This is a genomic window from Methylophaga sp., assembly GCF_965655755.1.
Taxonomy (GTDB): Bacteria; Pseudomonadota; Gammaproteobacteria; order Nitrosococcales; family Methylophagaceae; genus Methylophaga.
Window position 1 is genome coordinate 13758 of the sequence record NZ_CBFHHW010000009.1, and the last position, 26606, is coordinate 40363.

Sequence of the window (26606 nt, forward strand, 5' to 3'; positions counted from 1 at the left end):
AGAAAGATATTGCAGAAACTATCGTTGATTTAGCAAAAAAAGAATCATTCGATATGATTCTCTATCAAGGTGTTATCTTTGCAAGCGATAAAGTCGATCTGACCGATAAAGTCCTGCAAATGTTGAAAGCGAAATCTAACTAGAGCAAACACGTGAGTTTGACATTAGCTCAGATCGCAGAAGCGATTGCTGGCCAATTAATTGGTGAGGCTGATTATTTGATTGATAGCGTGGGTACATTGGTTCACGCTAAATCTCATCAACTCAGCTTTCTGGCTAATAAGAAATACAAAAAATTTCTGTTTGATTCCCAAGCCGGCGCAGTGATCGTTGCGCCCGGCATGGGAAAAGATTTGAATACCAATGTTATCGAAGCAACAGACCCATATGTTGCGTATGCCAAAGCGGCTGCACTCTTATATCCCGCCCCAAAAACAGAATCTGAAATACATCCGACCGCATGGGTCGATCCCTCAGCAAAACTTGCTGAAAATGTCAGCATTGGTCCTCATGTTACGGTTGAAAGTGAAGCAGTCATTGAAGCGGGCGTTCGAATTGATGCTGGCTCGGTAATCGAACGAAATGTATTGATTGGCGAAGGTACTCATATCAAAGCTAATGTGACTGTTTGCCATGAAGTTCAGATTGGTCAGCGTGCTCTTATCCACCCTGGAGTCGTTCTAGGCGCTGATGGTTTCGGTATCGCTAATGACAATGGTGTGTGGATAAAAGTACCGCAGGTAGGGCGGGTTCTGATTGGTAATGATGTTGAAATTGGTGCCAACACCACGATTGACCGCGGCGCAATTGAAGATACAGTCATTGGTAACGGCGTCAAACTGGATAATCAGATTCAGATTGCTCACAACGTCATTATTGGTGACCATACCGTGATTGCTGGCTGTGTAGGAATTGCAGGTAGTACACGAGTAGGCAAATACTGTGCGATTGGAGGCGGTGTAGCAATTGGTGGTCACCTGGAGATTGCTGACGGGGTACAGTTAACGGGGATGTCGATGGTCACTAAATCCATCAGCGAAGCAGGTGTTTTTTCATCTGGAATGCCTGTTGAACCAAATAAAAACTGGCATAGAAATGTTGTTCGTTACCGTCAAATGGATAAATTATTTGAACGGGTTAAGCTGCTGGAAAAACAGATTAAAGACTAATACCTGCTCACTGAGACTTTACCGGGATGGTGACTCAAAGTAAGATTACGGATCTTTTATAAACTTTAGTCCAAGGGATTTCTGCTTGAATACGATCGACATACACGAAATTCAACGCTTATTACCACATCGATATCCTTTTCTATTAATCGATAGAGTGATTGAATTTACGCCGGGCGAGCATCTTGTCGGTATCAAGAATGTTACCTTCAATGAACCACACTTCACAGGTCATTTTCCGCAAAGAGTCATTATGCCCGGTGTTTTGATATTAGAATCCCTCGCACAGGCTACAGGCTTACTCGCGTTTAAAACGGTTGCTTCGGTTCGTTCTGATGATGCTTTGTATTATCTTGCTGGAATTGATAATGCCCGTTTCAAGAAACCTGTAGAACCCGGTGATCAATTGAAACTAGAGGTAAAGCTGGTTAAAAATAAACGGAATCTCTGGAAATTCAGTGGTGAAGCCAGTGTTGATGGTGAGGTCGTTGTCAGCGCTGATATTATGTGTGTAAATCAAGAAATGCCGAAGTGATACATCAAACTGCCATAATCGATCCTACTGCTATTATTGCCGATGATGTCTCCATCGGACCCTACACTATTATTGGTGCTGATGTCGAAATTGGAGAAGGTTGTGAAATCAAGTCTCATGTCGTCATTAACGGTCCTACCAAGATAGGGAAAAATAACCGAATATTTCAGTTTTCTTCAATTGGTGAAGAGCCTCAGGATAAAAAATTTCATGGTGAATCAACGCGCTTGGAAATTGGTGACAATAATCTCATCCGTGAATCAGTGACGATCAACCGTGGTACAGTTAATGGTGGGGGCATAACCCGCATAGGCAGTAATAACTGGATCATGGCTTACGTGCATGTCGCTCATGATTGTCTTATTGGTAATGAGAACATTTTTGCCAACAATGCTTCTTTGGCTGGCCATGTAATCATTGACGATTACGTCATTCTGGGTGGTTTTACCCTAGTAAGCCAGTTTAATTATCTCGGTTCACATTCATTCAGTGCTATGGGCAGCGTCATATCACGTAATGTACCGCCGTATGTACTGGTCTCTGGCCATATGGCCAAACCGGTCGGAGTTAATGTTGAAGGCTTGCGTCGTCGTCAGTTCAGTGATGTACAGATTAGAAATATCCGTCAGGCATACAAACTCCTTTACCGCTCAGGGTTCCGATTGGAAGAGGCACAACAACGTTTACAGGATATCAAACAAGATGCTGATGAGTTGTTAGCATTAACAGCCTTTCTTGATAAACAAGAGGGTGGCATTATCCGCTAGCTATTGCTAGCGGATAATGCGAATGAAAACTGACTAATCGTTATTTGGAGTAGCGTTGATTTTATGGATACTTAAATCTGCTCCCTCGTATTCTTCCTCTTGTGTTAATCGCAAGCCCATCAGAAGTTTGAGAAGACCATAAACAACGTAACCACCGACAAAAGCGACGAAGATTCCGAGCCCTGTTCCTATCAGCTGAGAAATGAAGCTGACGCCACCTAGTCCACCTAAAGTAACCTGACCGAAAATCCCGGCAGCGATACCGCCCCAAACCCCGCAGAGACCGTGTAAAGGCCATACCCCTAGGACATCATCAATCTTCCATTTATTCTGTGTCAGAGTAAATGTATAGACAAATAAGCCACCTGCAATCAGTCCCGTTGCTAACGCACCAAGAGGGTGCATAACGTCAGAGCCCGCACAAATAGCTACAAGACCTGCCAAAGGTCCATTGTGTACGAAGCCTGGATCATTTCGACCCACCAGGCAGGCGGCGAGGATACCACCGACCATAGCCATCAAAGAGTTGACTGCAACAAGGCCACTGATGCCATCAATTTCCTGAGCTGACATGACATTAAAACCAAACCAGCCTACGCTGAGGATCCAGGCACCTAAAGCTAGGAATGGGATGCTCGATGGTGGGTGCGCATAGATTTCACCTTTTTTACCATAGCGACCATGACGCGGACCAAGGTGAAGTACAGCGGCGAGAGCAATCCAGCCGCCGACTGCATGTACGACGATTGAACCTGCAAAATCATGGAATCCAGCCCCGAATTGATTGGCAAGCCAATCCTGTATTCCATATGCGCCGTTCCATGTAATACCTTCAAAGAACGGATAAATAAAGCCAGCGATTAAAAAAGTAGCGATCAACTGTGGATTAAACCTGGCACGCTCTGCAATACCTCCCGATACGATGGCAGGTATGGCCGCCGCAAAGGTTAACAGGAAAAAGAATTTCACGAGCGCATAGCCATTATTTTCAGTGAGCGCCGGCGCTGATTCGAAAAAGTTAAGACTGTAGGCGATGCCATATCCAATAAAGAAATACGCGATACTGGAAACAGCAAAGTCGACAATGATTTTAACCAAAGCATTAACTTGGTTCTTTTTGCGAACAGTGCCGACCTCGAGAAAAGCGAAGCCAGCATGCATGGCAAGTACCATGATGGCTCCAAGTAATATGAATAAAACATCAGTTGCATTTTGCACGGTCTTGTCCTTCTTTTATTTTTGTATAAAGCACCAAAATAGCAAGAGTTGCACCAAAATAGACAATTCAATAAAAACAATGACATAGAGAATTCGTGATCGTTAATCGTGCAATTGCATGCATCTTTATGGTGCTTTAAGAGTGGTTTCCGCACTTTGTTGGTGCGGGGCATGGATTGCGACAGACAAGATCCACAAACGGTGGATAAAAACGTATAATCATGCCTTTTTAGACTAATTGATGCAGTTGCAATCAATCGCGAGGAGAACGCATGGACATCTATGCATCCGATGAGGAAAAAGCAGAAGAAATCAAACAGTGGTGGCGTGATAACGGCCGCTCAGTAATCGCCGGCATAGTTATTGGTGTTATAGCGGTATTTGGTGGGCGATACTGGCTGAATTTTCAGCAAGTGCAAGCGGAACAGGCTTCTGTAATTTATCAGCAATCAGTCGCTTATATCAGCCAGAATGATTCTGAGGCTGCCCAAGCTGCTACCCAGGAGTTGATGCAAAATTATGCCTCAACAGCTTATGCTGTTTTTGCTGCATTGCAGATGGCAGAAGTGTCTGTAAACCAAGGTGAATTATCAACGGCAGAAGATTTCCTCTACTGGGTAAAGGATAACGCTGAGTTGGGCAGTCATAGAGAGCTTGCGCGTCTGAGATTAGCACGTCTGAAATTCAGTCAGGATGACAATGAACAGGCACTTGAGCTGACAGCGGCTTCTGAAACATCTGCCTTTAATTCTCTATTTGCTGAATTAGAAGGTGATATCAAATTTGCGATGGGAGATACCGACGCGGCTAGAGCTGCATATCAAAAAGCAGCATTGTCGTTGGCAGCTGGAGAACCCCGTCAGCGATTACTACAAATGAAAATGGATGATGTGGCAGCTCATGAAAGTTAATCAATTATTTCACGCGGCCATATTAGGCGGCGTCTTTTTACTGAGTGGGTGCAGTGCTGTTGAGTACTTGTTTGTTGAAGAAGTCTATGAAGCTCCGCCAACCGAACTAACCGAATTTACGCCTGAGTTTAAACCACAGGTCATTTGGGATGCCAGCGCAGGTGATGGTGCAGATGAAACCAACAATGATTTGGGGGCTTATTGGCAAAATGGCCGATTGTTCGCTGTTGACTACGAAGGTGAGGTCAGTGCTTTCAATGCTGAAAACGGTCGTCGTATCTGGGAAACCGAATTGGACACGGCTGTCATAGCCGGTGTTGGCGGCGGCATGGATATAGTGTTGGTTGGCACACAAAAAGGACAACTGATAGCACTAAGTGAGGCCGATGGTACAGAACGCTGGCGTTCTCGTCTGTCGAGTGAAGTATTGGCGCCCCCCACTGCCGCTAATGGAATAGTGGTAAGCAGAACAGCTGATGGCCGTGTCACGGGTATGGCTGCGGATACGGGAGAAGTGCAGTGGTCTTATCAACGTGCAGTGCCCTTATTGAGCTTACGTGGCGCTGGTGCTCCTGTTATTGCAGACAATAAAGTCATCGCTGGCTACGATAACGGCAAACTTGTTGCGCTTTCTCTGTCAGATGGCAAAGTAGTCTGGGAAAAAAGTGTCGCTGTTCCTCGTGGCCGAACGGAATTAGCACGTCTGGTTGATATTGATGCCGATCCGGTTATAAAAAATGACACAGTTTATGTCGTGAGCTATCAGGGGAACGTATCGGGTGTTGACCTAAGCAGTGGCCAGATTTTATGGTCCCGCGAAATGTCATCTCAGTCAGGACTTGATGCCGTCTATGGTGATGCAGTTTATATCAGCGATGATGAAGGCAATGTCTGGGCGGTGCAGGATGGAAGTGGTGACGCACTATGGCGACAAACCCGTTTGGTACGACGCCAGGTTTCGGCACCCGCAGTAATAGGTGAGTATATTGTGGTTGGCGATTTGGAAGGTTACGTGCATTGGTTAGCACGTAATGATGGTCGTTTTGTTGCACGCCAACAAGTGGCCGATGCGGCTATTCGTAGTAAGCCATTGGTTAAAGACGGCGTGGTTTATATCACTGCAGTCGATGGCAGTATCAACGCGGTGAGAGTGCCATAAATTGAAACCTGTTATTGCTTTGGTTGGCCGGCCCAATGTTGGTAAGTCAACGATATTCAACCGCCTGACCCGCAGCCGAGATGCGCTTGTGGCTGATTTTGCTGGTCTCACACGTGATCGGATTTACGGTACTGTTAGAGAAGAGAACCTCGACTTTATCTTGATCGATACGGGCGGTCTGACGGATCAAACTGACAATATGTCTGATTTGATGCGTAAACAGGCTAAAGTTGCGATTGAAGAAGCAGACTTGGTGTTGTTCATCGTTGATGGTCGTGCTGGAGTGATGCCTGCAGATTCCGATGTCGCTCAGCGGTTACGAAACGAAGGTAAACCGGTCCGACTTGTTATTAATAAAACCGAAGGCGAACAGCGCGAAATGGTTGCCGCCGAGTTTTATTCGCTTGGGCTTGGTGAGCCTCAGGTCATTTCAGCCACCCAGGGTCGCGGTTTTACCGAGCTTCTGGACGACATTAAACGCTGTCTGCCACAAGCGGAAATCATCTTTGATGAAGAAGAGGGTGAAGACGAAGAGGGCGATGACGATATCAGACTGGCAGTGCTTGGTCGTCCTAATGTTGGCAAGTCGACACTGATTAACAGGCTGCTTGGCGAAGAACGCGTTGTTGCATTTGATGAGCCCGGTACGACGCGTGACAGTATTCATATTCCTTTTGAAAAAGACGGTATCAGTTATACATTGATTGATACAGCGGGTGTTCGCAGGCGTTCAAAAGTCTCAGAAAAACTGGAAAAATTCAGTGTGCTTAAAACGCTGCAGGCGCTGGAAGACGCGAATGTGGCACTGCTGGTTTTAGATGCCCATGAGGGTATTGTGGAACAGGATCTTCATCTTGCTGGACTGATTCTTGAAAGTGGTCGGGCCGTAGTACTCGCGGTGAACAAATGGGATGGCCTGGATAAGGGCGAGCGGGAGTGGGTTGCAACTAATATAGAGCGACGACTGCCGTTTATGAACTTTGCTAAAACGCATTTCATTTCTGCTTTGCATGGTAGCGGTGTTGGTTTGTTGTTGAAAACAGTCGGACAAGCATACCAGTCAGCCATGACTAAAGTACCTACATCCAGACTCACGCGTGTGCTCGAAGATGCCGTTTCGGATCACCCGCCACCTTTGGTGAGAGGTCGACGAATCAAGTTCCGCTATGCTCATCTCGGCGGTAAAAATCCACCTCGGATAATCATTCATGGCAACCAGACAGATGCCACGCCTAATAGCTACAAACGCTATCTAGAAAATTATTTCAGAGATGTGTTAAAGCTTCAGGGAACACCCGTTATGATTGAATTCAAAACGAGTGATAATCCATTTCGTGATAAGAAGCCAGTGTCCAAGGAACAGCTTACGAAAAAGACACGGCCAGCGAGACGAAGTCGAAAAAATTAGTTTACAAAATTCCGTTGTCGTCCCCCATTAAGTCATCCAAGCTATTTAAATGACCGCGAATTTTTTCGCGGTTAGAGAGTTTTTCTCTGGCTGCCAAGGGAAGATCTGTAAATAAGATTACCTTGCGATCAATCAATGTGTTTATCAAATCTTCCAGTACTCTAATCATGTCCAGATCAGATACTGATAAAGCAGCACGAGCATCATCGGTATTCTCAGAATCACGTAAGAATGAAATAAGCTCTTCCGAATTTATTGAAACTGATTCGTCCGTTTCTGTTTGTGGTGTATCAAAAACCGCAATGATATTTCCTTGCTCATCTCGTTTTACATAAGCCATTATATTTGTTCCCCTCACGTCCTGTATGTCGCATAATTATAGTTAAACTCAAAGTAGGCTTTACAGTAAAGCAAAAAACTGTGAAACTCATCTAATTATTGCATGCCCTGACAAAGCACTGAACGGATACGGAGCACAAGGTCAAGTTGAATACGCAAGTGGAATGGGAAACAGACGATAGTCACTTAACGCATGATGACACGCTGCTGGGATGTTTAACGATTCTGGCTAAAATTCTCAACAAACCTCACAGTCCTGATTCATTAACAGCAGGATTACCTTTAGTTGATAACAGACTCACCCCTACTTTATTTTCCAGAGCGGCAGAAAGAGCGGGCCTTTCATCAAAGGTTGTAAAACGGCCTTTTCGAAAAATATCCAATCTGGTCCTACCCGCAGTCCTTTTACTTAGTGACACTAATGCTTGTGTTTTGCTGGAAGTGAAAGGCAAAAATGCGCGTGTTATTTTTCCAGAAACAGGGGATGGTGAGTCTGAAATAGCAGTCAAAGAGCTTGAAGCGCTCTATAGCGGCTATGCCATTTTTATCAAGCCAGTCCATCTTTTTGATAAACGAACAGAGTCGACTGCGGTACCGCGAACCAAACATTGGTTCTGGGGAACAATACTTCGGTTCTGGCCGATTTATAGCGAAGTGTTTGTGGCATCGATTTTAGTGAACAGCTTTGCCCTAGCCTCACCGCTATTCATCATGAATGTCTATGACAGGGTCGTGCCTAACCACGCTGTTGAAACCTTATGGGTATTGGCAATCGGTGTAGCAACTGTGTTTGTGTTCGAATTGTTACTGCGAACACTCAGAGCCTATTTCATCGATATGGCAGGAAAGAAAGCCGATGTCATTCTGTCTGCGACCATTTTTGAAAAAGTGATGGCGGTCAAAATGTCGGCCCGTTCGAACTCGGTGGGTTCGTTTGCGAATAGTATGCAGGAGTTTGAATCATTCAGGGACTTCTTTACTTCGGCGACGATAACTACACTGATTGATTTACCCTTTGCGTTCTTATTTATTGCCGTCATCTGGATGCTTGCGGGCCCTGTAGCCTATATTCCATTGGCTGTTATACCGTTAACTATCCTGGTGAGTTTGATTATTCAGATCCCGCTGGGACGGACTGTTCAGCATTTGTTCCGACACTCAGGTCAGCGCAGCTCAACATTGATAGAGACATTGACAGGGTTGGAAACGATTAAAAGTATCGGCGCTGAAACGCCAATTCAGCGCAAGTGGGAGCAAACGGTTGGCTTTATGACTAAGTACAGCCAGCGCGCACGCATACTGTCATCGAGCGCGGTTAATTTCACCTCGTTTCTCCAGCAAATGGCTACTATTGCGGTTGTGGTTTTTGGTGTTTATCTAATCACAGAAAATGAAATCACCATGGGTGCGCTGATTGCCAGTACGATCCTGACTGGACGTGCTTTGGCACCTATGGCTCAGCTGGCTGGTCTTTTGACACGCTATCATCAATCAAAGGCTGCACTGCAGTCACTTAACACCCTGATGAATTTACCAGTGGAAAGACCTAGCGGTCGCGAGTTTCTACATCGCCCTGAATTTAAAGGAGGCGTTGAGTTCAAAAAAGTCAGCTTCCGTTATCCCAATCAACCTGTTGATGCTCTGTCAGATATAACATTCAGTATCAAGCCAGGTGAAAAAGTCGCGTTTATCGGTCGTATTGGTTCGGGTAAAAGCACCATTGAGAAACTCATACTGGGCTTGTACGAACCCGATGATGGCGCGATTCTGTTGGATGGTACTGATATACGTCAGGTCGACCCAGTGGATTTACGTCGAAGTGTCGGTTATGCCCCTCAGGATGTTGTCCTTTTCTTTGGCAGTATTCGTGACAACATCACCATGGTCGCTCCCTTTGCAGATGATAAAATGGTTTTGAGGGCTGCTGATGTGGCAGGCGTAACAGAATTTGTAAATCGCCATCCGTCTGGCTTTGATATGCCTGTCGGAGAGCGAGGAGAGGGGCTCTCAGGAGGGCAGCGGCAAAGTGTCGCGGTCGCCAGAGCGCTGTTGTTAGATCCGCCAGTTGTGGTTCTGGATGAACCTACTAATGCGATGGATAACAGTACTGAAGAACGATTTAAAGCAAAATTAGCGTCCAGTATGAAAGATAAAACTTTATTACTGGTGACACATAAATCTTCGTTACTCAGTCTGGTAGATCGCATTATTGTTTTAGACCAGGGGAACCTTATAGCTGATGGTCCACGTGAACAAATCTTGGCTGCCTTGAAAAAAGGCCACATTAAAGTATCTAAGGGATAGAACATGGCTTGGTTTAAAAGGGCACATCCTGATGATATTGAGTTTATGTCTGAAGTCAGCGCGGCTACTATGGAGTCTGCGCCACGTACAGGCCACTCTTTGTTGATATTGACCTTACTATTTTTTGTCTGTGCAGGCTGGTGGGCAACAGTGACTGAGATTGATGAAGTCACCCGAGGAGAAGGTAAAGTGATTCCCTCCAGTAAAATTCAGGTTATTCAAAATCTTGAGGGCGGTATTCTGTCTGAAGTCTTGATTACAGAAGGGCAGTTAGTACAGAAAGGTGATGTCTTACTTAAGATTGATGATACGCGTTTTTCTTCCTCATTCAGAGAAACTGAACTGAAATATTGGGAGCTTTTGGCACGTAGCACCAGACTTCGGGCTGAAGCCGAAGGTAAAGAGCTGGTTTTGCCTGAAACCCTAATGGAAGAAAAACCCCAGCTTGCAGCAGCTGAGCAACGATTATATCGAGCGAGGCAGCGCGAATTACAAAGTAATATTGATGTCTTGCAACAACAGGCAAGGCAGCGAGAGCAAGAGCTCAGAGAGACGCAATCTAAACTGAATAAATTACGTACCAGTTATGAACTGAGTAACCAAGAACTAAGCATGTCTGAACCTCTAGTGTCCGTTGGCGTTATTTCAGAAGTTGAAATTTTACGACTGAAACGGACTGTCAATGAGTTACGTGGCGATATGGAAACAACACGGTTGGCAATCCCGCGTATCCGCTCATCATTGTCGGAAGTAAAACAGAAAATTGAAGACACCAAACTGCGGTTTCAGTCAGAGTCTGCTTCTCAGCTCAGCGAGGTGCAGTCAGAATTAGCACGTACGGAAGAAACGGTTACATCTGCTGAAGATCGTGTGGCCAGAACGCTAGTCAGAGCCCCAGTCAAGGGTAAAATAAACCGTTTGATGATCAACACTGTTGGCGGTGTTATTCAGCCGGGCGAGGATTTGGTTGAAATAGTCCCTGTGGAAGACAATTTGCTGGTAGAAGCACATATAAGACCATCTGATATTGCTTTCTTAAGACCAGGACAGAAAGCAATGATAAAGTTCACTGCCTATGATTTCTCAATTTATGGTGGTTTGCCTGCCGTCCTAGAACGAATCAGTGCAGATACAATCACAAATGAAGAAGATGAAAGTTTCTATATTATTTACTTGCGTACAGATGAAAATAATATTGAAAGTAGCAAAGGACCGTTAGAAATTATACCGGGTATGACAGTGACGGTTGATATCCTGACAGGTAAGAAAACAGTGCTGGATTACCTCCTGAAACCTATTTTAAAAGCGCAAAATGAAGCCTTACGTGAGCGTTGATGCATGGAATCATCTAAATGAAAGATACCTCTACCACACAGTGTGATTTGTTTCTTGTCATACCTGAGCAAGAACATCTTGCAGAAGTTCGGAGCCGTTTGTCTGATGTTTATGCCGTATCGGGCTTTTCCGATATTGATACCATGCAGGCATTGGCCATTGAGAAAAACCCCAAGTTGATTCTTTGTCATCAGTCCTTATTTGAAGAAGATAAAAACAATAAGCTGACCGATTTGGCGCGTCGTTGCCCAGATAGCCGTATCATGATAATAGGTCCTCCCAGACCGATGGCTATCCAAATTGCTGCGCTAAAGCAAGGTGCAAGAGGGTATTTCAACAATGAGTTACCACTTTCTAAGCTTCATGATGCCTTAGAGGTGATATTGCATGGTGAAGTATGGGTTGAACGGCATGTCATTGCAGGACTGATTGATGAGTTGACGCATTCGCCTGGTATTAGTGAGCAACAAGAACAAGCACTTGAAACCCTGTCTCCCAAGGAGTTAGAGGTCGCCAAGCTTGTGAGCCACGGTGCGACTAATAAAATGATTGCAAGAGAAATGGATATTACAGAGCGAACGGTTAAAGCCCATCTAACTAATATTTTTCAGAAAATGGGACTGCCTGATAGGCTTTCACTCGCAATCTTTTTCAGAGATCTGCGATGACTACATATTGCAGATAGTCTTGTGTTGTAATACAGTTTCTTGTGAGGAAAACTTAGAACAGTTTAGGACGTTTAGTTTTGTGGTGTATGAGGGGCCGCCGAAACCACCACACATAATAAAAAATAGGACAAGCATTATGAAATCTTTAGCCTTAGTAATCCCTCTATCATTATCGGTCGGGATAGCTAGTGCAGCCACACTTCAAGAAGCTGTGGATGCAACTGTGAAAACCAACCCAGATGTTCTTGCGGCCGCACATGAACGTCAAGCAGTTTCCAAAGAAATCGATCAAGCACGAGCAGGTTATTTTCCGACTTTGGATTTACAAGTCGGTACCGGTTGGGAAATGACCGATAACCCGAGTACGCGTGCTTCAGGTAAAGGTGAAGTTCACCTTAACCGTGATGAAGCTCGGTTAGATGCACGTCAAATGTTATTTGACGGCATGGAAACAAAAAACGAAGTAGAGCGTCAGGAAGCACGAACTAATTCGCGAGCCTTCTCTGTTTTCAGTGCAGCGGAAAATACCGGCTTAGATGCCGTTGAAGCTTATCTGCTCGTTTTGCGACGTCAAAAGTTGGTTGAACTGGCCCAGACTAATCTTGAAGCCCATCAACGGACTCATGATCAAATCATGTTGCGAAGTGAACGCGGTGTAGGGCGAAGAGCTGACATGGATCAGAGCTTAGGTCGTTTGGCTTTAGCGGAAGCCAACCTGATGTCAGAGCAAAGCAATCTTCGCGATGCGGAGACGTCATATATTCGTGTTGTTGGCATGGAGCCGGAATCACTGTCACAACCTGATTCACCAATTAACCTGATTCCCCAAACCGTTGAAGAGTCAATCGCGATTGCCGTCGAGAATCATCCGACCTTGAGATTAGCTTCCTTTGACGTCGACTCTGCTAAGGCACAGCATGCAACGGCTAAAGCGCCGTTCTACCCGGACCTGCATTTGGAAGTCGGTACGCGTGCTGACCACGATATTGATGGTCAGGAAGGTAAAGATAAAGATTTGTATGCCATGCTACGTTTACGCTACAACCTTGTTAATGGAGGCCGTGACACTGCTCGTAGGGAAGAAACCGCTTTTCTGATTAATCAGGCGGCAGAAATACGTAACAACACTCACCGTCAGGTTGAAGAGAGCGTTCGTCTTTCATGGAATGCGTGGGAAACAGTTAAACGCCAAATGTCTTTCCGTAGACAGCACGTCGAATCAAGTGAAAAATCACGTGATGCTTACCAGCAGCAGTTTAGTTTAGGGCAACGTACCTTACTTGATTTACTGGACTCTGAAAACGAGGTTTTCAGAGCACGGACAGCATTAGTCAATACGCAATATGATGAGATGTTTGCTATGTATCGCATCCTCAATAGCATGGGTATGTTGTTACAGGGTATAAATGTCGAGTTGCCCGAAGCAGCTACAACAGTTGCCAGCAACGAATAATACAAAAAATAATTAAAAGACAAAGCCACGACTGAATAGTCGTGGCTTTTTTTTAGATGGGTCTGTGACACGTTGTTTTCTGGTTTGGAAATGATCGTGCTATTATACGGAGCCAAATTGATGGGATAATTAAGAGAATTCATGAGTAAGCAATCATCATTTACATACGAAGAATTATTGCAGTGCGGGCACGGAGAAATGTTTGGCCCTGGCAATGCCCAGTTACCTATTCCCAATATGCTGATGATGGATCGCATTGCTCACATTTCAAATACCGGTGGTGCCTATGGTAAGGGTGAGATAATCGCTGAGCTGGATATTCATCCTGACTTATGGTTCTTTGATTGTCACTTTCCGGGTGACCCAGTTATGCCCGGCTGTCTTGGCTTAGATGCTATGTGGCAATTGGTGGGCTTCTTCCTGGCATGGGATGGTAACCCCGGCAGAGGTCGCGCTTTGGGATCGGGTGAGGTTAAATTCACCGGACAGGTGTTGCCGACGGCTAAAAAAGTCACTTATCGCATTGATCTGAAACGTGTGATTGCACGTAAACTGGTTTTGGCGATTGCCGACGGCACAGTGTCTGTTGATGGTCGTGAGATTTACCATGCAAAAGATTTACGTGTCGGCCTTTTCACTTCCACAGAAGACTTTTAGGATATAACGATGAGACGTGTTGTAGTCACAGGGTTGGGCATCACATCCTGTCTGGGGTTGGATGCCAGTACGGTCACCGAGTCCTTACGAAATGGTCAATCTGGTATCCGTTTTAAGCAGGACTATGCGGATATGGGCTTTCGCAGCCATGTCGCTGGTACCATTGATATCGATTTTAAAGAATATATAGACCGCAAAACATTGCGTTTTATGGGGGATGCGGCAGCCTACGCCTACATTGCGATGCAGCAGGCTATTGCTGACGCGGGATTGAGTGAAGAGCAGGTATCCAATACTCGCACGGGTCTGATTATGGGATCAGGTGGTGCATCATCGGCCAATCAGGTTGAAGCGGCTGATATTCTGCGCGAGAAAGGCTTGAAGCGCATCGGGCCCTATCGCGTGACCCAGGTTATGGGGAGTACGACTTCTGCATGTCTGGCCACACCTTTCAAAATAAAAGGTGTTAACTATTCCATGTCTTCCGCCTGTGCAACCAGTGCACATTGTATAGGTACAGCAATGGAACAGATTCAACTGGGCAAACAAGATATTGTTTTTGCCGGTGGAGGCGAAGAAGAACACTGGTCAATGAGTTCATTGTTTGATGCCATGGGCGCACTGTCCACAAAGTACAACGAAACACCTGATAAAGCCTCACGTGCTTATGATGCCGATCGCGATGGTTTTGTTATTGCCGGTGGTGGTGGGGTGCTTGTTCTGGAAGAATATGAACATGCTAAAGCCCGTGGCGCCAAAATTTATGCTGAGCTGACCGGGTATGGTGCCACTTCAGATGGTTACGACATGGTCGCGCCTTCAGGTGAGGGTGCACAACGTTGTATGGAATTGGCAATGTCTACTATCCGTGGCAAGGTTCAATACATCAACGCGCACGGCACCAGCACACCGGTTGGCGACTTGGCAGAATTAGGTGCGGTTAAGAAAACGTTTGGCGACGACATACCTTATGTCGGCTCAACCAAATCTTTATCAGGCCATTCATTAGGCGCTGCCGGTGTACAGGAAGCCATTTACAGCTTATTGATGCTGCAGCATGATTTTCTGGCGGCTTCAGCAAATATTGATACTTTAGACGCTGAAGCTGAAGGTATGCCAATTCTTCAACAGCGTATTGATAACGCCGGCTTAAGCACGGTGATGTCGAACAGCTTCGGATTTGGCGGAACGAATGCCTGTCTGGTATTTGAAAAGCTGGAAGATTAAATGATAAAGCCACCCTAGGGTGGCTTTTTTTATTGCAGGTCTTCGTCAGTGACGGGACCGCGTTTTCCTGCATTGGCTTCCTGAATCAGGGTGATAAGTTGCTTTTTCTTATCCGGATCATCTAAATATTTTGAACTAAAGGTAATGCCAAATTTATCTGCATACTGCTTAACCAGCATGACCAAAATTGTTTCGTCTTCCACTTTTGTCTCCAGCTTAATACAATCGTCCTATTATAACGCTTCGGCTCAGACTCAATGAAATTGCATTACCAACAGTTAGGTGAAGGTCAGCCGTTGCTGATTATTCATGGTTTATTTGGCTCATTAGATAACTGGCGAAGTATGGCCCGTTATTTCTCTAAGTTCTTTAAAGTAATCAGCCTCGATTTACGTAACCATGGTCAGTCCCCTCATAGCGATGAACAGAGTTTTCATTCAATGGCGGAGGATGTGGAATCCCTGTGTCAGTCACTTGATATTGATAATGCCCATGTTCTCGGGCATTCACTCGGTGGTAAAGTGGCCATGCAATTTGCGGCGATGTATCCGCAGCGAGTGGATAAATTAGTTATCGTCGATATTTCTCCCAGACAGTACTTCAGCGAACACACACCGATGATGGATGCGATGATGGCCTTGGATATGAGCCAATATGCATCTCGCACAGACATTGATACGGCCTTGGCTGACAGCATCACAGATAAAACTGTCAGACAGTTTTTGCTGATGAATTTACACTCCGATGAATCAGGATTTAAGTGGCGGATTAATCTTCCTGCTCTGAAAAATAATTATCAACAATTGATGGCACCGGTTTGTGAGAAGGTGATATTGGATATGCCGAGCCTTTTTGTTTATGGCGAAATATCTGAATATGTATCGTCCGATGACCGGGAGTTGATAGAACAGCACTTCATGCAGGCAGAATTTATTTCGATAGCGAAAGCCGGACATTGGGTTCACGCCGAAAAGCCACAGCAATTTAAGCAAGTGGTCGAGGACTTCCTAAGACATGATTGAGCCAACTATACTGGAACAGCTGATTGCCTTTCGAAAAGAGCGTGACTGGGAACAATTTCATACACCAAAAGATATTGCCATTTCATTATCGATTGAAGCGGCAGAATTACTCGAGTGGTTTCAATGGCGTAGCCATGATGAAGTCAGTCAGATGCTGGAATCAGATAAGCGCGAACATTTAGAAGAAGAAATTGCGGATGTGGCGGTTTATCTGAGTTATCTATGTCATGACTTGGATATTGATTTGAATGAGGTCGTGAAAAAAAAGATGACCAAAAACGCAGTTAAATATCCTAAGGATAGAGTCAAAGGTCGCGCAGATAAATATAACGAATATTCATAAAATCACGCTGTAATGCTAGGATTTCGCTTTTACTCGTCGCGGCAAGCCGCCTTCAGGAACTTATAACATGAGCTCGATCGTCTTTTTGATTCAATGCGCTGACCGTAAAGGTTTGGTCGCGGGTATTACCAGCTTTTTTGCAGAAAGGCAGTTTAATATTCTCCATTGTCAGCAATACACTGATGTTGAGATTGGTCAGTATTTTATGCGGATAAAACTGGAGGACGATGGTTCACTGTCTCACCAGCAATTGGAGTCAGAATTTACCTCCTTTGCTCAAACCCTCGATCTAAGCTGGTCAGTGCGTTACAGCGATGTGCCATATCGGGTTGCTTTACTGGTTACCCGCGCATCCCACTGTCCTTATGATTTGCTGCTACGTGAATATGAAGGCGAACTGAAGTGTGACATCCCAGTGATTATTGGTAATCACAAGGATCTGGAGCAAATGGCACGTCAGTTTGAAAAGCCTTTTTATCATTTGCCCATATCCAAAGATACAAAGCTGGACCAAGAAGCAGCCATCAAAAAGTTATTAGCTGAATATGATATCGATCTGGTTGTGATGGCGCGTTATATGCAGATTTTGTCTGAACAATTTGTGCAGGAGTTTTCGGGTCGCGTTATTAACATTCACCACGGATTTTTACCTGCCTTTCAGGGTGCTAAACCTTATCATCAGGCCTATGAGCGTGGTGTCAAAATTATCGGTGCCACAGCGCACTATGCCACAGTAGAATTGGACGAAGGGCCTATCATTGAACAGGACGTTCAACGTGTGATGCACGATAACAGTCCTGAAGATTTAGTCATGATTGGTAAAGATATCGAACGTCTGGTCTTGGCGAGAGCCGTTAAAGCCCATATTGAACATCGGATTATTATCAGTGGCCGTCGCACCATCGTCTTTTCAGAAGGTGCCTGACTTTAACCTTCATTAAAATTAGTCACACAGATAAAAGCATAAGGAGCATCTGATGTCACAGCAAACCATTATGATTACCGGCGCGACTTCGGGGTTTGGAGAAGCCTGTGCCCGGCTGTTTGCTCAGCAGGGTTGGAAATTGATTCTGACCGGCCGTCGAGAGAAAAGACTGGATGCATTGCAGCAGGAGTTAGGCGGTCCAGACAAGGTCCATACCTGTTGTTTTGATATTACTGATCGCGATGCGGTTGAGCAGACATTTGCTGCGTTACCCCAAGCATTCAGTGATATTGACGTGTTATTGAATAATGCTGGCCTTGCTTTGGGCCTTGAACCCGCTTATGAGACGAAGCTGGACGACTGGGAAAAGATGGTCGATACCAACATCAAAGGTTTACTGTATTGCACACGAACCGTGTTACCTCGGATGGTCACACGCAAAGCTGGTTACATCATCAATATCGGCTCTGTCGCCGGTAACTGGCCCTACCCTGGGGGGAATGTGTATTGCGCGACAAAAGCCTTTGTCAGACAGTTCACGTTAGCTGTTCGCGCAGACTTACTGGGTACCAATGTCAGAGTGACTAATATCGAGCCGGGGAATGCAGAAACTGAATTCTCGATGGTACGATTTAAAGATGACGAAAGTCGTGCAGATAAAGTGTATGAAGGTACGATTGCACTTGATGCAAATGATATTGCCGATACAGTCTGGTGGCTCGTAAATACTCCTCAACATGTGAATGTCACTACGCTGGAATTGATGCCCACACAACAAGCAAATGGTCCATTAGCGTTTCATCGGGAATAAAAACCGCGCCTTAACGCGGTTGAAATAATGCTATCGGGGTTTCAGGAAAACAACCAGGTGGTGGGGTTAGGATGTGGTTGGTTCTTATCCAGATACATCATCCCTTTAACACAACGCACAATAAGCCAAACTAGCCAGAATAGCAGTATAAATGCGCCGATACCTGCCACCCAGAGCAATCCGCCTGATACAAGCAGCAGTAAACCTATCCAAAAGGTGCGAATCTGGAACTGATAATGTGTTTGCAACCAGCTGGGTGCATCGTTTTTATGTACGTAGGCGATAATGACACCAATAATGCCAAGAAACTGAACAAGGATATTGACCAGTAAAATCATATATACCACTTTGACGGTGGTTTGACTGTTTTGAGCATTATCGACCATCTGCGTTCATCCTGTTTGAAGTCAAAATATAATCTAGCAAACTTTTATTGTTTTTGTCTCAGTTACTGAAAATATGACCGTCATCCGACGGCCATATTTGCCATTTAATCAGCCACCAAAATCAAAGCGGATACCGGTCATCACAGTACGACCAATAATTGGCGCTTCATCCTTAAGGAAGCTTTGGTGACGCCGACCATCTTCATTGAGTAGATTGTGACCCTGAACATACACCTCGGCACCTTTAAGGCTTGCTGGTTGCCAACTCGCATTGAATGACAGCAGGTCGTAGCCGCTGGTATCGGTTTCCAAACTGGCGCTATCACTTTGTCTGAAGACATGACGATAGTCGACGCTGAGCGACCAATCCCGGTAAACAGTATCAACACCCATTCCAACTCTTGCCGGACTGATTCTAGGCAGATTATCGCCATTATTCAGCTTGGCACGGACATAATCACCGGACAGCCGCAATGTGAGCGGCAGGACTCCTTCCTTCACATCCCAGGCAGCGGTTAATTCGGCGCCATAAAAGCGTGCATCATTCTGTTGATTGAAGACCAGTGTATCGCCATCAATCATGATAGGACTGCCACTACCGTCATCCACAGAGGCAAGGTAGATAAAATCCTGCACATGGTTGTAAAACAGGGTCGCATCAAAGCGGAAAGGACCTGAATGCCGGTCGAGACCGATTTCGAAATTAGTGTAGGTTTCCTCGTCAAGACTTGCATCACCGACTTCTACCGTGCCCGATGCGGCGTGATTACCAAACGCATACAACTGCTCGGGTGACGGCGCACGCTCAGAACGGGTAATTGCCATGCGTAAATGATGTTTGTCATCAATATCAATAATGGAACCCGCGGATAAACTCAGCGGCGTATAACTGCGGCTGCCAAGATTCGCTTCCTGATGTAATTCATCACCACTGGGCAAATCGATATGACGTTCTTCAGCCAAAGAACGGGGATCGGAACGAACATGATCGATACGAGCAGCAAACTCAAGCCGGCCGAAATCTGTCAGTCTCTCCTCAAGTACAAAAAGACCAGTTGACCGTGTGTCATTATCACGGATATAAAATCCATCACCTTCATGAGCATGATCTCCGTGACCTTCACCTTCAGCACCGAATTCACGATTATTCAGTTGCAGGCCAAGTACCCCCTGCCATAGACCGATAGGGTTATGTACTAATTCTAGTCTGGCTTCACTTTCATCATTGGCAAACGATGTTTCGACTTCGCTTTCCTCCAGCACACCGTCATGAAAATGTGAACCAATTTCCTGTTGATTGAAGTTAGTATGTGACAGTTTTAGACGCGCTGTGCGAAAACCGGGCAAAGGATTATTGAACTCACTGCGAAAATCTACCCGGTCAAAGTCAGCACGAATGGTTTCCTGTTCTTCTTCACTTTCACCAAGCATAACCTCAGGAATCCCATATTCAGTTCGCCAGCGGCTGTAGCCAAGACCTGCATGTCCCCAATCACCTTTAAATACACCGGTTAAAGAGAAGGAGTCACTGGCGGCAGCACTGTTTTGCAACGTATCTTTGTCACCTTTAGTTTGTCTCTTTTGCTGAAAGCCATCAATATCAAAGTCATGGCTACGACGAAGACCATAGTCTGTGCGTAATACAAAATTCTCACTGAGTGGTAATTCAAGCCCGATATTACCCTGCCGTTCATCGCCGTTGTACCCGTATCCTGCCTGACCATGCACCCGGGGCGCTTCACCGAACTCGGGATTGAAGCGGCCACTTTTGACGTTAATAACACCGCCGGCAGCACCACTGCCATAAAGCAATGTGGCTGGACCACGAAACACTTCGATTTGCTCTGCACGACCGGGGTCGATTGCTACGGTATGGTCGCCGCCTTCACCGGACACATCGACCGTTTTTAAGCCATCTTCGAGTACTTGCACCCGTGAACCCTGCAGCCCTCTCACAACAGGACGGCCTACACCGGGACCAAAATCGGAATTGGCCACACCGGGTAAACCGTCGAGGGTTTCACCCAATGTACCAGCTCTTTGTTTATCGAGTTCTTTATCTGCCAGCACACTGACAGGGAAGATCAATTCATCGGGACTACGGGCACCCAAAGGATCGGCTGTCACCGTCAGGCTCGGAATTTCGATGACCTCATCAGCCTGTAGGCTGGCGATGGGCAGGGTTGACACGAATGCACTGACCAGCAGCACAGATTGTTTTTTCTGGAACATGTTTTTTCCTTAATAACACTGTCCCGACTGGTTCAGTAATCTGCTCTGACTGAGTGACGTTATCCGGTCACGGGAATTCATGAATCCCAAGTCATTACAGAATGAAACCATTCGGGCTCAATCGCGCTGCACGCAGGGTGAGGCGACCAAAATCGTAAAAATAGATTGTGGGTGGTTCAGGAAAAAACGGGTGGGGCGCGGATAGCGTGTTGCTGACGAGATACAAATGCCAGTAGAAACGTATAGGTGTCAGTTTCACCGATACTATTTTCTGTTTGCAGGGTGACTGCAAGCTCAGGCGTGATATCAACAATGGGAAGGTGGTTGATGCCATTGAGACGCTCACACTGCGCATCGGCGGTGTGGAAAGCATGCTCAGCATCATGCCATACAGCAAACGACTGCAACAGCAGCACAACGGCCGCCAGCGCGAATAACCAATGTCGTTTGATGTGTGAATTAAACAAAATGTTACCTAGTCAACCAGAAGTTTGGTCAGCAAAGTCTCATAAATTTCAGACAGCGTGTCAAGGTCGGCTGTTGAAACACACTCATCAATCTGATGAATGGTGGCATTAAGCGGACCCAGTTCAATGACCTGTGTACCAGTGGGTGCGATGAACCGACCATCGGAAGTGCCACCTGAGGTTGAAAGGGTGGTTTTATAAGATGTTACGTCATGTATTGCGGTTTGCACCGCCTCAAGAAGTTCGCCGCTTGCCGTTCGGAAAGGTTTTCCCGAAAGCTCCCAGCTGAGATCGTACTGAAGCTGGTGTTTATTCAGAATCGCTGCAACCCGTTGTTGTAATTCTTCATGAGTGACTTCTGTCGAATAACGGAAGTTAAAGACGAGTTCAGCTGTACCTGGAATAACATTGGTTACGCCCGTACCTGAATTCAGGTTAGAGACCTGAAAGCTTGTTGGTGGAAAGTCGTCATTACCCTGGTCCCATTCCACACCACATAACTCAGTTAATGCAGGGGAAAGCAGATGAATAGGATTTTCTGCCAAATGAGGATAAGCAATATGACCTTGTTTACCCTTAACGGTCAGACGACCATTGAGTGAGCCACGGCGACCGTTTTTAACAATATCACCGACTTTATCCGTGCTTGAAGGCTCACCCACCAGACACCAGTCAATATTTTCACCCCTGCTTTGTAATGTTTCCATCACTTTGACCGTACCATTGACCGCTGGTCCTTCTTCATCACTGGTAATCAGGAAAGCGATACTACCTTTATGCTCAGGATGGTTTTTCACAAACCGTTCGCACGCCGTTACCATAGCAGCAATACTGCCTTTCATATCGGCGGCACCACGACCGTAGAGCATGCCATCAATGATCTCGGCATTAAATGGTGGCTGTGACCAATTCTCAGCTGGCCCGGTGGGCACCACATCCGTATGGCCGGCAAAAGCAAGAACAGGTCCTTTATTACCGCGACGCAACCAGAGGTTATCCACATCATCAAAACACATATGTTCCGCTTTGAAACCGAATGGACTCAGACGATCAGAGAGTAAAATCTGACAGCCTTTATCCTCAGGCGTGACACTATCACGGCGGATCAATTCCTGGGTTAATGCTAATGTTTCAGACATATTATTTTCCAAATAATGCAGCGTACTCGGCTTCTTTAAAACCGACCGTGCAACTGTGTTCATTGATGAGCACCGGGCGTTTGATCAAGGTTGGGTTTTCCAACATCAATTCAATGGCTGTTGCTTCGTCCAATTGTTCTTTTCTGGGATCGTCGAGTTTACGCCATGTTGTACCCCGCTTATTCAACAAGGTTGCCCAGTCTGTGTGTTGTAACCAGTTCTCAATGGTTTTTCTGTCCAGGCCATCCTGACGGAAATCGTGAAAATGAAATTCGAGTTGGTTATCAGTCAACCAGCGACGTGCTTTTTTGACTGTATCGCAGTTTTTGATGCCGTAGATAATCATAGCTGGAAAATTTTTGAAGAGGAGGGGGATTGCTACCGGGGCAATCAGCGACAGCCCCGGCAATACAGTGCAATCTAGAACTTAGATATCCCGTAACAGCTCATTGATACCCACTTTACCGCGCGTTTTTTCATCAACCTGTTTGACGATAACCGCACAGTAAAGACTGTAACTTCCGTCTTTAGAAGGCAGGTTACCTGATACAACAACGGAACCGGCAGGGATACGGCCATAAGTGATTTCACCGGTCAAACGGTTGAAAATTTTGGTGCTTTGACCGATGTACACACCCATTGAAATCACGGAGCCTTCTTCAACAACAACGCCTTCAACCACTTCTGAACGAGCGCCGATAAAGCAGTTATCTTCGATGATGGTCGGACCTGCTTGTAACGGTTCGAGTACACCACCGATACCAACACCACCAGACAGATGAACGTTTTTACCGATTTGAGCACAGCTACCTACCGTTGCCCAAGTATCAACCATAGTACCGGAGTCGACGTGAGCACCAATGTTGACGTAAGAAGGCATCAATACAACACCCGGTGCGATATAAGAACCACGACGAACTGCAGCAGGTGGCACAACACGCACACCGGCTTTATTGAAGTCTTCTTCGTTAAAGCTAGCAAACTTTGGTTCCACTTTATCAAAGTAGTTTGTTTCACCACCGGGCATGATTTTGTTGTCATTTAAACGGAAAGACAGCAATACGGCTTTTTTCAACCATTGGTTCACTACCCAGTCACCGTTTTGTTTTTCGGCAACTCGGGCTGTACCGTTATCCAGCATGGCCAATGCTTCATTGACTGCATTTCTGACATCACTATCAGCATTAGATGGGCTAATGTCTGCACGGCGTTCAAACGCCTCTTCGATAATTTTTTGAATATCGCTCATTCGGATCTCCATTGGTTCAATTTATAAACTTTCAATAAGACTGCGGATCCGCTCCGCAGCTTCAATACATTCTTCCAGCGGTGCAACTAACGCCATACGTACACGATTACTACCGGGGTTCCCCTCAGCGGTATCACGGGCCAGATAACTGCCCGGCAAAACGGTCACATTTTGTTGTTCAAACAGCTGTCTGGCAAATTGTGTATCCGCGACTGGCGTTTCTGCCCAGAGATAAAAGCCGGCCTCGGGCATACTGACATTCATTACTGGCGACAAAATCTCGAGTACAGCTTTGAATTTTTCCTGATACAACTCACGATTGTGTGCAACGTGCGCTTCATCTGCCCAGGCTGAAATAGAGGCAGCTTGAGTAGCTGGTGGCATCGAACAGCCATGATAGGTTCTGTAGCGCAGGAACTGTTTTAAAATGCCGGCATCACCAGCGACAAAACCACTTCGCAAACCTGGTGAGTTTGAGCGTTTTGACAAGCTATGAAAAACAACACAGCGGCTCAGGTCGGTATAGCCTGCCTCATGAGCGGCTTCTAACAAACCGACAGGCGGTTCAGCAGACTCATCATAAATTTCGGAATAACACTCGTCTGATGCAATCACAAAATCGTGTTTATGAGCCAGTTCGATCAAATGAGTTAACGTCGGTTTGTCGATAACAGCACCGGTTGGGTTACCTGGACTGCATATGTACAACAACTGACAACGTTGCCAGACTTCGTTATTAATCGCATTGAAGTCCGGAATAAAGTTATTTTCAGCGGTGCAATTGAGATAGACCGGCTCAGCGCCGGCTAAAATAGCGGCCCCTTCATAGATTTGATAGAACGGATTTGGCATAAGCACAAGCGGGTTCTGACTTCGATCAATGACCGCTTGTGCAAACGCGAACAAGGCTTCACGAGTGCCATTAACAGGCAACACCTGCGTCATTGCGTTGATATGGCCGTCTAATTTAAATCGCTTATCCAGCCAGGTCGAAATGGCATAGCGCAATTCATTGGTACCCGCTGTAGTTGGATACGAAGAGAGACCGTGTAAATGCGCAATCACCGCTTCAGTAATAAAACCGGGAGTGGGATGCTTGGGCTCACCAATTGACAAGGCAATATGTGGTTTGTCGGCAGGCGGCTCACAACCTTGTTTTAGTTGTGCCAGCTTTTCGAATGGGTAGGGATGCAGTTTCGCCAGTTCCGGATTCATAAAGACCAGGTGTTAATGAAAAATCAGACTATTATAACGGGTTGGTTCCTTCCCGTGTTATAACCTCACGCTATGATGACAGTAAATAATAAAGAATATTATATGGCCGTATCGGCCATCTTGTTTGCCTCAGCAATGTGGGGATTAATCTGGTATCCGATGCGTTTGCTGGAAGAAGCAGGCATGCCAGTGGTTTGGTCAACGCTTGCTGTCTACTTGGCATCAGCATTAGTTGCCACGGCACATCTTCTCTGGGTAAGGAAAACGATCGCTTCTGAGTGGCCAGCAACACTTTGGTGTCTCGCTCTGGCTGCGGGCTTGACCAATATCGCGTTTCTGGTTGCCTTAATTGAAGGTGAAGTACTACGGGTGATGCTATTGTTTTATCTGTCACCACTGTGGTCCGTACTACTGAGTCGCTGGTGGTTGGGTGAACGTATTTCGCGCTTATCAATGCTGATGATTGTCGTCGCGATGTCAGGTACCTTTATGATGTTATGGCATCCTGAAATTGGCCTTCCCTGGCCTCATGGCCCGGCAGACTGGCTGGCCTTATTTGCCAGTGTGATGTTTTCAGTGAATAACGTGTTAAGTCGTAAACTGGCCCAGGTGGCGATGGAAGTCAAAACCTCGGTCGTCTACTGGGGCGTTGTCATGGTGGCGATAGTAGTATTGCTTCTTCAAAAATCTCCCGTACCTGACGTGAGTCTGAACTTATGGCTTATTGTGATGGTGCTGGGCGGTCTCAGCTTTACTGCCATGACCATTACAGTCTTGTACGGGCTAGCACGAATGCCGGTATTCCGATCGGCGATATTAATGCTGTTTGAATTACTGGTTGCTGCAGTTTCAGCGTGGTTACTCACCAGTGAGCGCATGAGCGTGGCTGAATGGATCGGTGGCGCACTGATCTTTGTGGCAGCCTATGGCATGGCAAAAAGCGGTAAGAATCACTGACTTTTGGGATAATCCTGTGATCACGTTAAAATATAATCAATTAAACCAAACATGCTGGTAAAAAATAATTCAGCGATTTTTCATTTATTAACTAGGTTCCAAGCATGATTAAATCGATTGCTCACGCGAGTTTTCTCGTTGAAGATGTGGCTCGTGCATTAACGTTTTACAGTGATATATTGGAGATCCCCATCAACCCGAACCGACCGGATTTTGGGTTTGATGGGGCGTGGTTGGATATTGGGGATAATGGTCAGCAAATTCATTTGATGAAGTTACCTAATCCTGACTCTACGGAGGGGCGCCCTGCACATGGTGGTCGAGATCGTCATGTTGCTCTAGTCGTGGATGATCTGGAAGCTCTGGCGAAAAAACTGGAAGATGCGGGTTACGAATTTTCTAGAAGCAAATCAGGAAGAGCAGCGTTTTTTTGTCGTGATCCGGATGGTAATGCAATCGAATTTTCAGAAGATTTCACACCACCAGTACAGCGTTAAAAAAGTTATAAACGTTCAATCAAACACTTACAGAGTTACCCACAAATTCTGTGGATAACTCTGTTATTAACTTCCGTGAACATCGCTAAGTCATTAATCTGTAACAACACCCTCGGTCACGGTTAAAAAAACAGCATAAAAATATAACCTTTAAAAACAATTGGTTATAATACTGATTTGTAAATTCAATGACTTAGCGCTGATAGTTATCAC

General features: G+C 45.7%; 28 protein-coding genes and 1 pseudogene. 19 read left to right on the forward strand and 10 right to left on the reverse strand.

The annotated features are described in order from the left end of the window. The 4 genes and pseudogenes from ACTF5U_RS04740 to lpxA form a co-directional block, all read left to right on the forward strand. A pseudogene (locus tag ACTF5U_RS04740) lies at window positions 1–143 on the forward strand (OmpH family outer membrane protein); the annotation flags it as partial. Window positions 144–152: 9 nt separating this feature from the next. Then, the gene (gene lpxD / locus ACTF5U_RS04745) at window positions 153–1169 is read left to right on the forward strand and encodes a UDP-3-O-(3-hydroxymyristoyl)glucosamine N-acyltransferase (RefSeq protein WP_438970492.1); all 1017 of its coding nucleotides are present in this window, start codon (window positions 153–155) and stop codon (window positions 1167–1169) included. Between the two features lie 85 nt (window positions 1170–1254). Next, window positions 1255–1704: a 3-hydroxyacyl-ACP dehydratase FabZ gene (gene fabZ / locus ACTF5U_RS04750; protein ID WP_008292304.1), complete on the forward strand. Its 450-nt coding sequence runs from the start codon at window positions 1255–1257 to the stop codon at window positions 1702–1704. Beyond that, on the forward strand, window positions 1701–2471 hold the full coding sequence (gene lpxA, locus ACTF5U_RS04755; protein WP_438970493.1) for an acyl-ACP--UDP-N-acetylglucosamine O-acyltransferase: 771 nt from the start codon (window positions 1701–1703) through the stop codon (window positions 2469–2471). Before fabZ ends, lpxA begins: the two co-directional genes overlap by 4 nt. A 33-nt stretch (window positions 2472–2504) precedes the next feature. On the opposite strand, the gene ACTF5U_RS04760 is transcribed toward lpxA, so the two are convergent. Then, entirely contained in the window at window positions 2505–3689 is a 1185-nt protein-coding gene (locus tag ACTF5U_RS04760) for an ammonium transporter (protein WP_438970494.1), read from the reverse strand. Between the two features lie 272 nt (window positions 3690–3961). Between ACTF5U_RS04760 and ACTF5U_RS04765 the strand changes: the two genes are divergently transcribed. Genes ACTF5U_RS04765 through der form a run of 3 tightly spaced genes read left to right on the forward strand, consistent with a single transcriptional unit; the run spans window position 3962 to window position 7167 of the window. Beyond that, window positions 3962–4600: a YfgM family protein gene (locus ACTF5U_RS04765; protein ID WP_438970495.1), complete on the forward strand. Its 639-nt coding sequence runs from the start codon at window positions 3962–3964 to the stop codon at window positions 4598–4600. Beyond that, a complete protein-coding gene (bamB, locus tag ACTF5U_RS04770; protein ID WP_438970496.1) occupies window positions 4590–5759 on the forward strand; it encodes an outer membrane protein assembly factor BamB in 1170 nt (389 codons plus the stop codon). Before ACTF5U_RS04765 ends, bamB begins: the two co-directional genes overlap by 11 nt. A gap of 1 nt (window position 5760) precedes the next feature. Continuing rightward, on the forward strand, window positions 5761–7167 hold the full coding sequence (der, locus tag ACTF5U_RS04775) for a ribosome biogenesis GTPase Der (RefSeq protein WP_438970497.1): 1407 nt from the start codon (window positions 5761–5763) through the stop codon (window positions 7165–7167). Between the two features lies 1 nt (window position 7168). Here the strand turns inward: der and ACTF5U_RS04780 are convergent, their stop codons facing one another. Continuing rightward, complete coding sequence (locus ACTF5U_RS04780) at window positions 7169–7507, reverse strand: hypothetical protein (protein WP_438970498.1); 339 nt, start codon at window positions 7505–7507, stop codon at window positions 7169–7171. Between the two features lie 146 nt (window positions 7508–7653). Between ACTF5U_RS04780 and ACTF5U_RS04785 the strand changes: the two genes are divergently transcribed. The 6 genes from ACTF5U_RS04785 (at window position 7654) to fabB (ending at window position 15150) form a co-directional block, all read left to right on the forward strand. Continuing rightward, a complete protein-coding gene (locus ACTF5U_RS04785; RefSeq protein ID WP_438970499.1) occupies window positions 7654–9810 on the forward strand; it encodes a type I secretion system permease/ATPase in 2157 nt (718 codons plus the stop codon). Between the two features lie 3 nt (window positions 9811–9813). Continuing rightward, the gene (locus ACTF5U_RS04790) at window positions 9814–11145 is read left to right on the forward strand and encodes an HlyD family type I secretion periplasmic adaptor subunit (RefSeq protein ID WP_438970500.1); all 1332 of its coding nucleotides are present in this window, start codon (window positions 9814–9816) and stop codon (window positions 11143–11145) included. Window positions 11146–11162: 17 nt separating this feature from the next. Beyond that, complete coding sequence (locus ACTF5U_RS04795) at window positions 11163–11813, forward strand: LuxR C-terminal-related transcriptional regulator (RefSeq protein ID WP_438970501.1); 651 nt, start codon at window positions 11163–11165, stop codon at window positions 11811–11813. Window positions 11814–11949: 136 nt separating this feature from the next. Further along, window positions 11950–13266: a TolC family outer membrane protein gene (locus ACTF5U_RS04800; RefSeq protein WP_438970502.1), complete on the forward strand. Its 1317-nt coding sequence runs from the start codon at window positions 11950–11952 to the stop codon at window positions 13264–13266. Window positions 13267–13407: 141 nt separating this feature from the next. Further along, a complete protein-coding gene (gene fabA, locus ACTF5U_RS04805) occupies window positions 13408–13923 on the forward strand; it encodes a 3-hydroxyacyl-[acyl-carrier-protein] dehydratase FabA (protein WP_438970503.1) in 516 nt (171 codons plus the stop codon). Window positions 13924–13932: 9 nt separating this feature from the next. After that, on the forward strand, window positions 13933–15150 hold the full coding sequence (gene fabB, locus ACTF5U_RS04810) for a beta-ketoacyl-ACP synthase I (protein ID WP_438970504.1): 1218 nt from the start codon (window positions 13933–13935) through the stop codon (window positions 15148–15150). 29 nt (window positions 15151–15179) lie between these two features. Here the strand turns inward: fabB and ACTF5U_RS04815 are convergent, their stop codons facing one another. Then, window positions 15180–15353 (reverse strand): hypothetical protein, encoded by a 174-nt coding sequence (locus tag ACTF5U_RS04815; protein ID WP_438970505.1) that lies wholly within the window; start codon window positions 15351–15353, stop codon window positions 15180–15182. Window positions 15354–15407: 54 nt separating this feature from the next. Here ACTF5U_RS04815 and ACTF5U_RS04820 point away from each other — a divergent pair, with 54 nt between their 5' ends. The 4 genes from ACTF5U_RS04820 to ACTF5U_RS04835 all read left to right on the forward strand — a co-directional run bounded on the left by ACTF5U_RS04820 (window position 15408) and on the right by ACTF5U_RS04835 (window position 18251). Continuing rightward, window positions 15408–16172, forward strand: a complete 765-nt coding sequence (locus tag ACTF5U_RS04820; protein ID WP_438970506.1) for an alpha/beta fold hydrolase — start codon at window positions 15408–15410, stop codon at window positions 16170–16172. Next, on the forward strand, window positions 16165–16515 hold the full coding sequence (locus ACTF5U_RS04825; protein ID WP_438970507.1) for a nucleotide pyrophosphohydrolase: 351 nt from the start codon (window positions 16165–16167) through the stop codon (window positions 16513–16515). The genes ACTF5U_RS04820 and ACTF5U_RS04825 overlap by 8 nt, the downstream gene beginning before the upstream one ends. Before the next feature lie 67 nt (window positions 16516–16582). Then, window positions 16583–17440 carry a formyltetrahydrofolate deformylase gene (gene purU, locus ACTF5U_RS04830; protein ID WP_438970508.1) on the forward strand — a complete coding sequence of 286 codons (858 nt, stop codon included), beginning with the start codon at window positions 16583–16585 and terminating at the stop codon, window positions 17438–17440. 52 nt (window positions 17441–17492) lie between these two features. Continuing rightward, on the forward strand, window positions 17493–18251 hold the full coding sequence (locus ACTF5U_RS04835) for an SDR family oxidoreductase (RefSeq protein WP_438970509.1): 759 nt from the start codon (window positions 17493–17495) through the stop codon (window positions 18249–18251). A 41-nt stretch (window positions 18252–18292) separates the two neighbouring features. On the opposite strand, the gene ACTF5U_RS04840 is transcribed toward ACTF5U_RS04835, so the two are convergent. From ACTF5U_RS04840 to dapC, 7 genes are all read right to left on the reverse strand, one after another. Then, window positions 18293–18637, reverse strand: a complete 345-nt coding sequence (locus ACTF5U_RS04840) for a DUF4870 family protein (RefSeq protein WP_438970510.1) — start codon at window positions 18635–18637, stop codon at window positions 18293–18295. 108 nt (window positions 18638–18745) lie between these two features. Further along, window positions 18746–20869 carry a TonB-dependent receptor gene (locus ACTF5U_RS04845; protein WP_438970511.1) on the reverse strand — a complete coding sequence of 708 codons (2124 nt, stop codon included), beginning with the start codon at window positions 20867–20869 and terminating at the stop codon, window positions 18746–18748. Between the two features lie 176 nt (window positions 20870–21045). Continuing rightward, window positions 21046–21336 carry a hypothetical protein gene (locus tag ACTF5U_RS04850; RefSeq protein WP_438970512.1) on the reverse strand — a complete coding sequence of 97 codons (291 nt, stop codon included), beginning with the start codon at window positions 21334–21336 and terminating at the stop codon, window positions 21046–21048. Between the two features lie 8 nt (window positions 21337–21344). Next, window positions 21345–22475: a succinyl-diaminopimelate desuccinylase gene (gene dapE / locus ACTF5U_RS04855; RefSeq protein ID WP_438970513.1), complete on the reverse strand. Its 1131-nt coding sequence runs from the start codon at window positions 22473–22475 to the stop codon at window positions 21345–21347. A gap of 1 nt (window position 22476) precedes the next feature. Then, window positions 22477–22821 (reverse strand): ArsC family reductase, encoded by a 345-nt coding sequence (locus ACTF5U_RS04860; RefSeq protein ID WP_438970514.1) that lies wholly within the window; start codon window positions 22819–22821, stop codon window positions 22477–22479. Window positions 22822–22902: 81 nt separating this feature from the next. Beyond that, entirely contained in the window at window positions 22903–23724 is an 822-nt protein-coding gene (gene dapD / locus ACTF5U_RS04865; RefSeq protein ID WP_438970515.1) for a 2,3,4,5-tetrahydropyridine-2,6-dicarboxylate N-succinyltransferase, read from the reverse strand. Between the two features lie 21 nt (window positions 23725–23745). Further along, window positions 23746–24939 (reverse strand): succinyldiaminopimelate transaminase, encoded by a 1194-nt coding sequence (gene dapC, locus ACTF5U_RS04870; RefSeq protein WP_438970516.1) that lies wholly within the window; start codon window positions 24937–24939, stop codon window positions 23746–23748. Window positions 24940–25041: 102 nt separating this feature from the next. On the opposite strand from dapC, the gene ACTF5U_RS04875 reads away from it, so the two are divergent. Both ACTF5U_RS04875 and ACTF5U_RS04880 read left to right on the forward strand, forming a co-directional pair. Further along, on the forward strand, window positions 25042–25896 hold the full coding sequence (locus tag ACTF5U_RS04875; protein WP_438970517.1) for a DMT family transporter: 855 nt from the start codon (window positions 25042–25044) through the stop codon (window positions 25894–25896). 104 nt (window positions 25897–26000) lie between these two features. Then, window positions 26001–26393, forward strand: a complete 393-nt coding sequence (locus ACTF5U_RS04880; protein WP_438970518.1) for a VOC family protein — start codon at window positions 26001–26003, stop codon at window positions 26391–26393. Window positions 26394–26606: the final 213 nt, after the last annotated feature.

What these genes read in the sequence shown, in the direction of transcription:
- purU (WP_438970508.1), top strand. Translation starts at nt 16,583, where the DNA reads ATGAGCTCGATCGTCTTTTTGATTCAATGCGCTGACCGTAAAGGTTTG.
- ACTF5U_RS04825 (WP_438970507.1), top strand. Translation starts at nt 16,165, where the DNA reads ATGATTGAGCCAACTATACTGGAACAGCTGATTGCCTTTCGAAAAGAG.
- ACTF5U_RS04835 (WP_438970509.1), top strand. Translation starts at nt 17,493, where the DNA reads ATGTCACAGCAAACCATTATGATTACCGGCGCGACTTCGGGGTTTGGA.
- fabA (WP_438970503.1), top strand. Translation starts at nt 13,408, where the DNA reads ATGAGTAAGCAATCATCATTTACATACGAAGAATTATTGCAGTGCGGG.
- dapD (WP_438970515.1), bottom strand. Translation starts at nt 23,724, where the DNA reads ATGAGCGATATTCAAAAAATTATCGAAGAGGCGTTTGAACGCCGTGCA.
- ACTF5U_RS04800 (WP_438970502.1), top strand. Translation starts at nt 11,950, where the DNA reads ATGAAATCTTTAGCCTTAGTAATCCCTCTATCATTATCGGTCGGGATA.
- ACTF5U_RS04875 (WP_438970517.1), top strand. Translation starts at nt 25,042, where the DNA reads ATGGCCGTATCGGCCATCTTGTTTGCCTCAGCAATGTGGGGATTAATC.
- dapC (WP_438970516.1), bottom strand. Translation starts at nt 24,939, where the DNA reads ATGAATCCGGAACTGGCGAAACTGCATCCCTACCCATTCGAAAAGCTG.
- ACTF5U_RS04820 (WP_438970506.1), top strand. Translation starts at nt 15,408, where the DNA reads ATGAAATTGCATTACCAACAGTTAGGTGAAGGTCAGCCGTTGCTGATT.
- ACTF5U_RS04780 (WP_438970498.1), bottom strand. Translation starts at nt 7,507, where the DNA reads ATGGCTTATGTAAAACGAGATGAGCAAGGAAATATCATTGCGGTTTTT.
- ACTF5U_RS04845 (WP_438970511.1), bottom strand. Translation starts at nt 20,869, where the DNA reads ATGTTCCAGAAAAAACAATCTGTGCTGCTGGTCAGTGCATTCGTGTCA.
- ACTF5U_RS04840 (WP_438970510.1), bottom strand. Translation starts at nt 18,637, where the DNA reads ATGGTCGATAATGCTCAAAACAGTCAAACCACCGTCAAAGTGGTATAT.
- bamB (WP_438970496.1), top strand. Translation starts at nt 4,590, where the DNA reads ATGAAAGTTAATCAATTATTTCACGCGGCCATATTAGGCGGCGTCTTT.
- ACTF5U_RS04880 (WP_438970518.1), top strand. Translation starts at nt 26,001, where the DNA reads ATGATTAAATCGATTGCTCACGCGAGTTTTCTCGTTGAAGATGTGGCT.
- dapE (WP_438970513.1), bottom strand. Translation starts at nt 22,475, where the DNA reads ATGTCTGAAACATTAGCATTAACCCAGGAATTGATCCGCCGTGATAGT.
- fabB (WP_438970504.1), top strand. Translation starts at nt 13,933, where the DNA reads ATGAGACGTGTTGTAGTCACAGGGTTGGGCATCACATCCTGTCTGGGG.
- ACTF5U_RS04790 (WP_438970500.1), top strand. Translation starts at nt 9,814, where the DNA reads ATGGCTTGGTTTAAAAGGGCACATCCTGATGATATTGAGTTTATGTCT.
- ACTF5U_RS04795 (WP_438970501.1), top strand. Translation starts at nt 11,163, where the DNA reads ATGAAAGATACCTCTACCACACAGTGTGATTTGTTTCTTGTCATACCT.
- ACTF5U_RS04860 (WP_438970514.1), bottom strand. Translation starts at nt 22,821, where the DNA reads ATGATTATCTACGGCATCAAAAACTGCGATACAGTCAAAAAAGCACGT.
- ACTF5U_RS04765 (WP_438970495.1), top strand. Translation starts at nt 3,962, where the DNA reads ATGGACATCTATGCATCCGATGAGGAAAAAGCAGAAGAAATCAAACAG.